General features: G+C 37.7%; 14 protein-coding genes. 7 read left to right on the top strand and 7 right to left on the bottom strand.

The genetic code is table 11. The features are described from left to right. The first annotated feature begins 88 nt into the window (after nt 1-88). The 3 genes from AC6BKE_RS15475 to AC6BKE_RS15465 are packed head-to-tail and all read left to right on the top strand — an operon-like array spanning nt 89 to nt 2277. Nucleotides 89-736 (top strand): helix-turn-helix domain-containing protein, encoded by a 648-nt coding sequence (locus AC6BKE_RS15475; protein WP_036118291.1) that lies wholly within the window; start codon nt 89-91, stop codon nt 734-736. Nucleotides 737-755: 19 nt separating this feature from the next. Then, nucleotides 756-1715 (top strand): LCP family protein, encoded by a 960-nt coding sequence (locus AC6BKE_RS15470; protein ID WP_338653553.1) that lies wholly within the window; start codon nt 756-758, stop codon nt 1713-1715. A gap of 7 nt (nt 1716-1722) precedes the next feature. Next, a complete protein-coding gene (locus tag AC6BKE_RS15465; RefSeq protein WP_058845111.1) occupies nt 1723-2277 on the top strand; it encodes a phosphatase PAP2 family protein in 555 nt (184 codons plus the stop codon). 245 nt (nt 2278-2522) lie between these two features. Here the strand turns inward: AC6BKE_RS15465 and tnpA are convergent, their stop codons facing one another. From tnpA to pcp, 5 genes are all read right to left on the bottom strand, one after another. Beyond that, entirely contained in the window at nt 2523-2996 is a 474-nt protein-coding gene (tnpA, locus tag AC6BKE_RS15460) for an IS200/IS605 family transposase (protein ID WP_036129052.1), read from the bottom strand. 176 nt (nt 2997-3172) lie between these two features. Next, nucleotides 3173-3904 carry a 5-oxoprolinase subunit PxpA gene (locus AC6BKE_RS15455; protein WP_499857165.1) on the bottom strand — a complete coding sequence of 244 codons (732 nt, stop codon included), beginning with the start codon at nt 3902-3904 and terminating at the stop codon, nt 3173-3175. Then, on the bottom strand, nt 3895-4767 hold the full coding sequence (locus tag AC6BKE_RS15450) for a 5-oxoprolinase subunit C family protein (protein ID WP_058845110.1): 873 nt from the start codon (nt 4765-4767) through the stop codon (nt 3895-3897). Before AC6BKE_RS15450 ends, AC6BKE_RS15455 begins: the two co-directional genes overlap by 10 nt. A gap of 3 nt (nt 4768-4770) precedes the next feature. Continuing rightward, nucleotides 4771-5466 carry a 5-oxoprolinase subunit PxpB gene (gene pxpB, locus AC6BKE_RS15445; protein ID WP_340833919.1) on the bottom strand — a complete coding sequence of 232 codons (696 nt, stop codon included), beginning with the start codon at nt 5464-5466 and terminating at the stop codon, nt 4771-4773. Then, nucleotides 5450-6064, bottom strand: coding sequence for a pyroglutamyl-peptidase I (pcp, locus tag AC6BKE_RS15440; protein ID WP_499857162.1), 615 nt, complete (start codon nt 6062-6064; stop codon nt 5450-5452). Before pcp ends, pxpB begins: the two co-directional genes overlap by 17 nt. Nucleotides 6065-6482: 418 nt before the next feature. Between pcp and AC6BKE_RS15435 the strand changes: the two genes are divergently transcribed. The 4 genes from AC6BKE_RS15435 (at nt 6483) to AC6BKE_RS15420 (ending at nt 9531) form a co-directional block, all read left to right on the top strand. Next, nucleotides 6483-6941, top strand: coding sequence for a chemotaxis protein CheX (locus tag AC6BKE_RS15435; protein ID WP_036118321.1), 459 nt, complete (start codon nt 6483-6485; stop codon nt 6939-6941). A gap of 300 nt (nt 6942-7241) precedes the next feature. After that, nucleotides 7242-7367, top strand: coding sequence for a hypothetical protein (locus AC6BKE_RS15430; protein ID WP_255358839.1), 126 nt, complete (start codon nt 7242-7244; stop codon nt 7365-7367). 24 nt (nt 7368-7391) lie between these two features. Continuing rightward, a complete protein-coding gene (locus tag AC6BKE_RS15425; protein WP_036118325.1) occupies nt 7392-7883 on the top strand; it encodes a cupredoxin domain-containing protein in 492 nt (163 codons plus the stop codon). Then, entirely contained in the window at nt 7870-9531 is a 1662-nt protein-coding gene (locus AC6BKE_RS15420; RefSeq protein WP_058845107.1) for a b(o/a)3-type cytochrome-c oxidase subunit 1, read from the top strand. The genes AC6BKE_RS15425 and AC6BKE_RS15420 overlap by 14 nt, the downstream gene beginning before the upstream one ends. A gap of 53 nt (nt 9532-9584) precedes the next feature. Here AC6BKE_RS15420 and AC6BKE_RS15415 read toward each other — a convergent pair whose 3' ends face one another. Continuing rightward, nucleotides 9585-11081, bottom strand: a complete 1497-nt coding sequence (locus AC6BKE_RS15415; RefSeq protein ID WP_340833918.1) for a carboxypeptidase M32 — start codon at nt 11079-11081, stop codon at nt 9585-9587. A 75-nt stretch (nt 11082-11156) separates the two neighbouring features. After that, nucleotides 11157-12251 carry a helix-turn-helix transcriptional regulator gene (locus AC6BKE_RS15410; RefSeq protein WP_271912863.1) on the bottom strand — a complete coding sequence of 365 codons (1095 nt, stop codon included), beginning with the start codon at nt 12249-12251 and terminating at the stop codon, nt 11157-11159. Between the last annotated feature and the right edge of the window lie 129 nt (nt 12252-12380).

The raw sequence follows: 12380 nt of genomic DNA, 5'->3' as shown, positions 1-12380 counted from the left end.
CATTTTGTCAACAAAATATTACACTTCTGTACAACGGTAATTTTCCATTAGACAATCATTAAGGAACTAACAGAAGGGAGAATCGAATATGGCAGAAAATAGAGAAAGTACTACTCTAGGTTTATTGTTGAAAGAATTACTAAAAGAACGCTCATTATCCATGCGGAAGTTTAGTGAACTTACAGGGGTCGATACAGCTACGATTTCACGGATTATCAATAATAAACGAAAGGCAACACCTCAACATTTAGAAAAATTCGCTGAATGTCTTGGTATTCCTTTCATTAATCTTGTTGAAGCTGCAGGGTATCCTATCGAACAGAGACATGAAGAGTCTCAATCAGATATTCATACTTCTGTTGATGCAATACAGACTTTTCTTAAGGCTTCTAATGTTTATGACAATCAATTTTCAGTGCAAGATGTTGAAAAAAAATTAGACGATTATGGATTATTTGCTCAAACAGAAGAAGGAAAAAATACAATTCATAAGAGTTTTAACGAAAAGATTCAGAGTGTAGGTAGCGTTGGACCATTTATTAGCAAGTTGAAAGAGTTATATGAAAAATTTACAACAAATAAGGGTACACTATTTGAATTAACAATAATTGGAAGTACATTATTGTATTTTATTATTCCAGTGGATGTCATTCCGGATTATCTATTTCCTATTGGTTATTTGGACGATGCGATAGCTGTACAACTTACTGCAAAAGGTTTGTTAAAAAATAACTGATAGGTGGATTAATTAATTTATGAAACATAGTAAAACGAGCCGTAGATGGCTAAGAAATTCGTTTTTAGCATTTGCATTGATCATCTCAATAGGGATTGTTTATTGGATATATCAGTACAATAGTGGATTGGCTATGGCAGAAGACGATATCAATAAAGAAGATGAAGAGACTTTTGAGCCATTCAAAGGTGTAGACCCGCAATTTGGTGAGATTAATGTGCTATTGATAGGCAGTGACTCTAGAGGAGACGAAGGTAGATCTGATGCTTTAATGATTGCACACTATAATCAAACTACGAATAATGTAAAAATCGTTTCGATTATGAGAGATACGTATGTTGACATCCCAGATTACGGGATGAATAAAATAAACGCTGCATTTGCTTTTGGAGGCCCAGAACTTGTAAGGAAATCAATTAAGCAGAATTTTGATATTGATGTCAATTACTACGCTATCGTTGATTTTGAAGGATTCCCCAAAATTGTGGATCTTCTAGCACCAAATGGGATTGAAGTTGATATCCCTTATGAAATGTCATATGGAATTGGTATGACATTATTTCCTGGAGAACAAACTTTACACGGTGACCAGTTATTAGCTTATGTACGATTCCGCCACGATCGTTTAAGTGATTTCGGGCGAGTTGAACGCCAACAGGAAGTTATGACAAAGGTCAAAGAACAAATTAGCTTTCAAAGTTTAATAAATTTACCCAAAATACTTGGTGTTGCAGAGGCATATATCGATACTAATATTGACAATAAAACCATTCTTGCTATTGGGAAAGGTTTAATGGATGGGAAATCTAATGGTGTGGATACTTTACGAATTCCTGTCGCCAGTTCTTTTGACAACAAACATGTAAATGTAGGCGCAGTGCTAGATATTGATTTGGAAAAGAACAAAAGTGCATTAGAAGAGTTTTTATCATCAGAGGACAATGTACAAGTGACTAAATTAGAAGGAGTTTCATCTTAGAGAGAATATGAATATAGATTATCAACTTTTCAAACTACTAAACCAGTTTGCAGGAAAATATCCGATTTTAGATCAACTTGTCCTCTTGTTTTCAAAGTATGGGCCCATTCTATTTGGACTGGTATTTATATGGCTATGGTTTTCAAAATCCCAAAATCAGCAGGAAAATAGAAAAATAGTATTATATGCATTAACGATTGTTATTCTTACACTTGGTATAGATAAAATTATAGAAATGGCGTATTTTCGACCTCGCCCATTTGTCAATCATAGCGTAACATTATTACTCGAAAAATCAACTCTGGATCCTTCATTTCCAAGTAATCATGCTGCTGGTTCATTTGCCCTGGCATTCGCTTTGTTTTGGAAACGAAGAAAAATGGGCACTGTACTCATCCTGCTGGCCTGCTTAATGGCCATTTCAAGAATTTTTATCGGTGTGCACTACTTTCTAGATGTGTTAGCAGGCGCATGTATTGGATTAGGGGTAACTTACATAGTTATGTTACTAGGTCGTCTTTTTGAATCTACCTTGCTACGCAAGAAAATATATGCAAAGTAAGAGGTCTTTAGATTTAAAAAGTTCGCAATGGATGTGAACTTTTATATGCCCCAACCATCATTGCGTAAAAAAACCTCGCTGCAATTATTGTGTTTGAAGCTGCAAACTATCTAAATCAGAACCACCAGTATAACTGGTGGTTTGCTCTGCGCGTGAAACGCTGGGGTACTGGCCCATGTCTAAAGACATTCTGAATGGTCTGCCAACCGCACTCCGTTTTCACACAAACCGCTAAAGCGGCTTACTTATTTTTTCTTTCTCTTGATCTCTTCTCCTGTGAATGGGTCAATGAATTCTTTCATCGTCATTTGATCTTGCAGGATATCTTCTTGTAATTGATTTTTTATATACTCTTGTATCTTTTTCTTATTTCGGCCGACTGTGTCCACATAGTATCCTCGACACCAGAATTGACGATTACCGTATTTATACTTTAAATTTGCATGTCGGTCGAAAATCATTAGACTACTCTTCCCTTTTAAATAACCCATGAACGCAGATACACTCAATTTCGGAGGAATACTTACCAACATATGAATATGGTCAGGACATGCTGTTGCCTCTATGATTTCTACATCTTTTCTTTCACATAATTGGCGCAATATTCTTCCAACATCTGCTTTAATTTGACCATAAATAATCTGCCTTCTATACTTTGGCGCAAAGACGATATGATACTTACAATTCCACGTTGTATGTGCTAAACTTTTATTATCCATTTATGGTGGCTCCTTTCGTACGAAGTCGGTTGACTAGACCTGACTTTATTGTACGTTTGGAGTTTTTTTATTGTCCATAGCTAAAAGCTTTCCGGAACCCCCTGCATAGCAGGGGGTTTTCAAAGCACACAATAATATGGATGCCCTACACTCTCCTTAGGGCATCCATTTTACTATTATAGTTGCTGTCTGAGCGCGGCAATTTTTTTTGCATAGTCTAGCGCACGGGGGCCATCTCCATGAATACATAGAGTTTGAGCAGCGACTTTTATTTTTTTAGATTGCACAGACCAGACTTCATTGGCCGTTAAAATACCTTTTACATGTATCAGCATTTCTTGCTCTGTTTGTATTAAGGCATTAGGCTCCTGTCTATCCACTAAAGTGCCATCATCGTTATAACGTCGATCCGAAAAAACTTCCTCATATACTTGAAGCCCCTTGCCTCTTGCAATCTCTACGATTTGGCTACCAGATAAACAATATAAAATAAGCTGTGGATTAAGATCATAGACTGCATCGACGACAGCTGACGCTTTTTCCCGATCATTTACGCATTGATTATAGAGTGCGCCATGTGGCTTAATATGATGGAGCATGCCTTTTTCAATTTGAACGAAGGCTTGTAATGCGCCAATCTGATAGACCATCATATCATAAATTTCTGCTGCGCTAAATGCCATGTTTCGACGACCAAAGCCCTCTCGATCAGGATAGCCTGGATGTGCACCAATATGAACATTTTTACGAATGGCACTGCGAACAGTTTGATGCATCAACGTATGATGCCCTGCATGATAGCCGCATGCTATATTAATGGATGTGACATAGTCCAATATTTCTTCCTCTTTTCCTGTTAGAAAAGCATCATCATATTCAGCTAAATCACAGTTAATATCTATTGGCATCCTCTTACCTCCAGTGCAAATCGTATCGTGTTAAACATACGCATTTGAGCTACTTTATGTAAATCGTCTTCATGTACCGTCGCAATAATAGGATAACCCCCTACCGTTTGGGCATCGGCCATTAAAATGATAGGATGACCGCTTGGCGGCACTTGAATGGTGCCGAACTGGGTCGCCTCTGACAAAATATCTTGCATTTCTTGCAGCTGTAAAACAGTTCCCTTTACGTAATAGCCCATGCGATTACCACCAATAAATTGAAAAGCATTTTGTAAAAAATGGCGTTGACTCTCTTCCCTAAATAAATGAAAATGAGGGCCTTTCAGTACTCTAACTGAAATAGCACGATCAAAAGTTGGACGATATGGCGCATAAAGACCTCGATTATAATGGAATGGCGCTGAGTCTTGCCCATACAAAATGCTACCTTTTGTGATGTTTGTTCCTAGTTGACCAAGTGACAGGTTTGAGCGACTACCAAGCTTAACTTGTGAAGTAAACCCGCCAAGAGGTGTCAAATAAACAATCGCGCCTTGATTCACATGTTTAATCACCAACCGATCGCCATTCATTAAGTGGAAAGTTTTCCACATCTCTATCGGTGTATTATTGACCAAGCATGTACAATGTCCACCTGTTAATACATAGACTCCATCTGCCAATGCCTCAAATTCAAAGCCACCCACAAACATTTCAAAGGATGTTTGGTCATGAGGATTTTCTAAGATTAGCTGTGCTGCTTGAAACGATACTTTGTCCATCGGTCCAGATAACGGAATACCAAATGCCCGATAGCCAAATCTACCTTGGTCCTGTAGGCTACCATAGACACCTTGTTTGGTGACGAGCAGAAGTGGCTTCAATCGCTACACTCCTTTGCTTTTCATTTCCCAAAACTGTTGTTTAGTTATTTCATAAAATTGAACTTCATCGCCAAGAGCCAATAAAAATGGCTCTTGGCGATCAACATTAAATAAATCTAGAGGAGTTTTCCCGATAATATTCCAGCCACCTGGTGACTCAACAGGGTAGATGCCTGTTTGCCTACCGCCTATACCAACAGAACTAGCTGAAACAGTAGCTCGTGGCTTCTTTAAGCGTGGTACACACAACTTAGTATCTAATTCACCTAAATAAGGAAAACCTGGTAAAAAGCCCATAACATAAACATAATAGCTTTTCGATAAGTGTAATGTTTTAAAGTCTTCAAATGATAAACCTGTATAGTTCATGACTCGCTGCTTATCTAAGGCAAATTCCTCATCATAGCAAATGGGTATTCTTAAAATTTTCTTCGTTCCTTCTGCCATTGCTGTGAGAGTTTGCATCTCTAGCCAATCCCCTCTCAATGAACCGATATCTAGAGGCTGTTTGACATAGGCTGTAACAGTATGATAGCTTGCAACACTTTCGACGAGATTATGCTGTAACTGCTGTTTCAGAAACCGATTAAATGCTTGGACTGCCTGAAAGTTGGCGTGGGAGATTTCCTCCTTGAATGCAAAGCGAATAGTATGTTGGCTAATCCACATCGCATGAGGAAATTCAATGATTGGTTGCACGTATGCTCTCCTCAATACAAAGCTTTACCGCAGCTATTAAATCTCGGATATGCCAGCCAGGAATTTTGCCATGTTGGATGGCCAGGTCAAATGATGCTGGAATATGAATAAAGCCAGCACGAACCCCTTCGTGTTGCTGTGCATAAACAAGTCCTTCATACATAATATTATTGCATAAGTACGTACCTGCAGTATTTGAAATTTCTGCTGGATACCCCGCTGCCTGTAAGCGATTCACCATATTGCGAATCGGTAAATTCGTTAAATAAGCATCCGCTCCATCATTATCAATGCTTTCATCGACCGGCGTGTAGCCATTATTATCAGGCTCGCCATCTTTCACATTAATGGCAATGCGCTCTGGCGTTATTTTAAAACGCCCTCCTGCTAATCCTAAAGAAATAATAATTTGTGGCTTTACTTCCTCTAGATACTGCTTTAATTGTTCCGCCGATTGCTGAAAATCTACAGAGAGAATTCGTCCAACAATGCGATAGTCTCCTATTGTTTCTCCATCTAAATTTGCGACAATTTGCATCGTTGGATTTATTTTATAATGAAGAAATGGCTCAAACCCTGTTACTAATAGTTTTGTCATGTTAGTCACCTGATTTCTTTATGTATAACCCTAAAGGATTGGCTTTATTTTACAACAATTTTCTGAAAAAATAAATATTTCTCTTCATTTGGGCAAGTAAAAAGAGTATGAAGCGCTGATGCTCCATACTCTTTTGGCTGTAATTATTTCAAATGTGCAGTCGCCTGTTTCATGACGTATTTCCCAACACCAATATAGATCACTACAGCTGCTCCAATCAATACGAATGTCATTGCTAACCGCTCCTTTTCATATAAATTATGTATTTTTTTATTAGGCTTTCAGACCATCTCATTGAATTTGAAAATCATTCTCATTATTATATTATAAATTTCACGTTAATTCGTCAAGACATACTTTCATCTTACCCTTTTTACATGGTAAGATGTAGAAAAGTCGGAAAAAGGATGCGGTAATGATGAGTAATTCGAAGTACTTTCAAACTATTTTAAACGGGACTATTCACGCTTTAAAATCCATTCTTCCTATGGATATAGAAGTAAAGTCGCCTAGTATTATTTCTGAACCCTTTCAACAGCAGCAAATGGGCGTATTAATTGGTTTAATTGGAGATGTAAAGGGTCGCGTTATCATTGATTCATCCCCCGATGTGTTTAGCGGGATTGGGAGTACCATGTTCGGTATGCCACTGGAGGGAGAAATGCTAGAGTCCTTTACTGGAGAATTTGGTAACATGATTGCAGGAAATTTATGTACAACTGTTGGGCAAGAAAGCTTAGAAATTGATATCACTCCGCCAACCGTGATGGTGGGCAATACAAAGTTATACGGCTTTGAAAAAGCATTTGTTCTCCCAGTTTCGGTTCCAAGCATTGGTGCATTAACAGTTCTATTAACCATCGAGGAAGAAGGATAAAAAACTAGAATGGATCATTGTATGCAAAAGCCTACAGCCTTCATGTATAGGTAGAAAAAACGGGAAGGAATGTGCAAGTCTTTCTCCATCTATTGTTTTTATTAAAATTAAGCAAAATATAATAAGATAACAAGCTCTCTCAATGACTTTTGAGATGGCTTGTTTTTTTCTTTTTTTAATTCTTCACACTTTCTTCACATAATACGTGTAGAAGTGTGATTTTTTTCACATCAAAATGATATGGATTTTTATATGATGACAGTAAGAAACACAACAATAAAAAGCGTAGGAGGGGCAAAAATGGCAAACAACAAAAAGAAGTCAGATGAAAATTTAAAAGGTTCACTCTATGCAGTTTTTGGAGTTGGTATTATCATCATTTTACTTTGGGTGTACTGCTTCGATTTGTTCATTGGAAGATTTTAATATATAAAGAAGGGACAGAAACATATGCACATACATAAGTATGAGAAGTATTGGCTTGTGTTCGGAGTTGCTACTTTAGTTGCATTCCTGATCATTCTCGGTATCGGGGCATTTCATCAAGGCTCCCATCCGAACAATGGTAAAAAAACACTAGATTACGAGAAAGTGAAAGAGACAGCACCTTTTGATAATCCAGGAGTTCATAAGGTCGAGGGAAAAGATTGGGATTATGAAGTGGTAGTAGTAGCTTCTGCATTCAATTATAATCCTCCACAAATTGAGGTACCACTTGGTGCAAAGGTGAAATTCATCGCAACAAGCGAAGATGTTATGCACGGTTTTGAGGTGGCAGGTACGAATATCAACATGATGCTTGAGCCTGGTTATATTTCGGAATACGTAACAGAAGTTAACAAAGTAGGCGAGTTTTTAATCGTATGTAATGAGTATTGTGGTACAGGACATACGATGATGCACTCTATGCTAAAGGTGGTGGATTCAAATGAGTCACACTAATTCGATGACAAAAGTAGATCGTCGCGATGCAAAGCTAGCAATGGCACATATTTATGTGGCATTCATCTCATTGCTATTAGGTGGTCTTGCAGGTTTATTACAAGTATTTGTGCGTTCTGGTCAATTTACATTACCAGCAGGCATTGGCTATTATCAAGTTTTAACAGTACACGGTGTATTACTTGGTCTTATTTTAACTACATTCTTTATTTACGGCTTCCAAATTGCTAGTGTAAGTCGTACATCTGGTACATTCACTGCTAGTCAACGTAGACTTGGCTGGATCGGTTTTTGGTTAATGACAATTGGTACAGCTGCTTCAGCAACCATGGTTTTATTGAATAAAGCAACTGTACTTTATACATTCTATGCACCTCTAAAGGCACACTGGATTTTCTATTTAGGCCTTACATTAGTCGTGGTTGGTTCTTGGGTTGGCGGCGCAGGTCAAATTTTACGTTATGTACAGTGGCGCAAAGAAAATAAAGGTAGCGGACAACGCAGCCCATTATTATCGTTTATGGTAGTTGTCAATAATTTAATGTGGTTCGTGGCAACACTTGGTGTAGCAGCTTCTGTATTAATTCAACTGTTACCATGGTCATTAGGTTTAATTGAACGTGTCGATGTTGCATTATCCCGTACCCTCTTCTGGTATTTCGGGCATGCACTTGTATACTTCTGGCTATTACCTGCCTACATGGTTTGGTACGTGATTATTCCAAAAGTAATTGGCGGAAAAATTTTCTCCGATTCTTTAGCAAGACTTTCGTTCATGCTGTTCTTACTCTTCTCTATTCCTGTTGGGATTCACCATCAGTTAACAGAGCCTGGTATTGATGGTACATGGAAGTTCATTCAAGTTGTATTAACGTTCGCTGTAATTGTCCCATCTCTTATGACAGCCTTCTCGATGTTTGCCATGTTCGAGTTACGTGGTCGTGAATTAGGTGGTAAAGGGCTGTTCGGATGGTTTAAAAAATTACCATGGAAAGATGCTCGTTTCTTCGTTCCATTTATCGGTATGGTGGCATTTATTCCTGGTGGTGCAGGTGGTATTGTCAATGCCTCCTATCAAATGAACCAATTAATCCATAATACCATTTGGGTTACAGGGCATTTCCATTTAACAATTGCTACAGCTGTTGTTTTAACTTACTTCGGTGCGGCCTTCTGGTTAATTCCACATTTAACAGGTCGTACATTGACGAAATCATTAAATAATCTTAGTAATTTCGCTGGTATCTTATGGGCTACTGGTATGACGATTATGTCTTCTGCGATGCATATTGCTGGTCTTATCGGTGCACCTCGTCGCTCAGATTACTCAGAATATGGTGGTGCTTCACAGGCCTATGATTGGATTCCTTATCAAATCGCACAAGCTGTAGGCGGAACGATTCTCTTTATCGCGATTCTAGTCATTATGTATATCGTCGTGAAATTAGCTTGGTTTGCACCTAAAGGTGAAGAAGAATTCCCTATTGGTGATGTACATGAGCTTAGCGGCCCAACACCAGCTATTTTAGAAAACTTCAAAGTATGGCTTGTTATTTTAGTAGCGTTAATTTTATTCGCTTACACAGTGCCAATTATCGATATTATTTCGAACTCACCGGCTGGCTCCAAAGGCTATCAATTGTGGTAAGCATTTAGACATAAAAAGCGATTTCTCAGAAATGAGAAATCGCTTTTTTTATATTATAGTTGATAGAGCTTCCTATATTTATCTTGTAAATAGTCTGCTAAGTATTTAGCATTTAAGCCTTCTCCTGTCGCTTCTTTTAGCAATTCGAATGGCTTTTTCAATGCTCCATATTGATGAACTTTCTCAGTTAGCCACTCTCGAATTGGCAGTAGCTCTCCCTTTTCTAATAGCTCATCAAAATGAGGAATATCCTTATCCATCGCATGCTTCCATTGTGCTGCATAAATCATTCCTAATGCATAGGATGGGAAATAACCGAACATGCCACCTGACCAATGCATATCTTGTAGCACTCCCTGTGCATCAGACTCAGGACGAATGCCTAAATATTCCTCATATTTATCATTCCAAACTTGTGGTAGATCCTTCGCCTGTAAATCACCATTGAACAGATCACGTTCAATTTCATAGCGAATCATGATATGTAGTGGATACGTTAATTCGTCCGCTTCAATACGAATAAAAGATGGTTCGACCATATTGATGGCACGTAAAAAATCGCCTAATGCAACATCGCCAAATTGTGCTGGTGAGAAATGCTGAAGACGCTCGTAGTTATGCTCCCAGAACTTTTCATTTCTGCCGACAAAGTTTTCATAAAATAATGATTGAGATTCATGAATACCCATTGAAGTACCAGTAGCCAATGGCAGACCTGCAAGCTTTTCATCAATGTTTTGCTCATACATCGCATGACCACACTCATGAATTGTGCCAAAAATAGCAGAACGGAAGTCATTTTCATCATATTTAGTGGTAATCCGAGCATCTCCATAGTTTAAGCCAATCATGAATGGGTGCACACTTTCATCCAAGCGCCCTGCATCAAAATCATAACCAAGCTGAGCAAGCAATTCTAACGATAATTCACGCTGTGCTTCACGTGGGAAATGCTTAAATAACATGCTTGTATCTGGTTTATTCGATGAATTGGCAATTTTTTGGACAAGTTCCACAATGGATGTACGTAGGTCACCAAATACTTGATCTAAAACATCAGTCGTCATATCTGGTTCATATAAATCGAGTAATGTATTGTAAGGAGATCCATTTTTAATTCCCCAATAGTGAATGAATTTTTTCTGCCATTGAATGATTTCCTCTAAATATGGAAGGAATAATGCAAAATTATTACTTGCCTTCGCTTCTTCCCAAGCAGTTTCAGACTTCGATTGAAGAATGACGTATTTTTTATACTCGTCAGCTGGAATTTTTTTGTTTTGATCATAATTCTTTCTTACTTCTTCCACTAAACGTAATGTTACATAGTCAAGATTAGCTTTTTGTGACTCTAAAGCTACTAAAAGCTCCCCCAATTCTTCACTTGTTTGCATATCAAATAAAGAAGCAGATAATGTACCGATTACCTCTGAACGTTGTGCTAAACCTTTTTTCGGTGCACCCGTACGCATATCCCAATAAACGACATTGAGTGCTTCCTCATAATGCTGCATTTTCTTCACATAGTCTGTAAATTGTTGAACTGTCATGCATTCATCCTCCTTTTACATTATAAGTTTATCATATTTTCGAAAATTTTGTATATTGTGGACTTTTTAGTATTTTTATTCAGAATATTCGTCTTTTACTTTCTCTATTATTTTTAAATATTGACTATCTCCTAACCCATAGTGAGGGAAGAGAGAAAATAATTGCTTCATTAAATCCCCTAGCGGCTGCTCAAGATGCTTTTTTATATACGTCGTAATATCATTTTCTTCCTGTAAATAGTTAAAATATAATTGAATGCCCTGATACATGACGGGTAAAAGTGTAGCCTTCGGAAAACGATGGTGCATGAAAACTTCTTGATAGACCTCTAGATAGCCTCCTAACTCCAGCTCTGTTTCCTCCACATCATAGGTCGTTTCCTTGACCATATGGAAATAGACCTTGCCTTGATATCCTTGTTGTTCGAGAAAAGCAAGCATGGTCAATAAATTCATCTGACAAAACATATCATCCCCAAACCATAACACAATGCATTGATAGCCTTTTGTCCATAGAGGCTTCAAAGGATTCAATGTCATTTGCTCGTATGCCTGTAATGACACTTGATGCCCAGCCGCTCGGATTTGATTGAATTCCTCGCTGAAAATCGGGCTAGCAGTCGGATTCGTACACATGGCTTCATTGAAAGGTACATAATCACTATTTCCCATTAATTGATGTTTTGCAAATTCTTCATACATCATCTGACCATTTAATACATTCAAAGTCTCTTGATCAAATTGCTCAAAAATCTTTTCTTGTAATTCCTTAATTTTCAATTTTTGAGAAATGTCCATTATAAACCAGCCTCTTTCATCATTTAAATTTAACTTCACAAATGTTTGCATAGGCTGAGGAGACCTCCTATAATCATACGGGCTTATGCCAAAGACCCTTTTAAATGCTCTTGAAAAGGATTCCTGAGATGAAAAACCATAGCAGAAAGCAATATCAATAATTTTCTCCTCTGTCTCTTTTAATACCAAGGATGCAAGATAGATTTTTCGTAATGACATATATTTTTTAATCGTCATCCCCGTCATCTGATGAAATTTGAAAGAACAATAATAAGGAGAATAGCCCATCTCCTTCCCTAATTGCTCTAACGAAAACCCTTCTAAGAGATGACCTTCAATGCAATCAATCATCTCCTGTACGATGTTGTTCATCCACATCCCTCCTACTTTGATTATAGTAGAAGGCATCATTGTTTTTATGATATAAGTTGTGAATGTGCAATAAAAAAACTGTAGCAAACTTTTGAGCTTGCTACAGTTTATCCTCTTACAAATAAGAGC

It is taken from the genome of Lysinibacillus sp. COL-1 (genome assembly GCF_059814265.1).
This window is presented reverse-complemented; position numbering and strand designations above follow the sequence as displayed.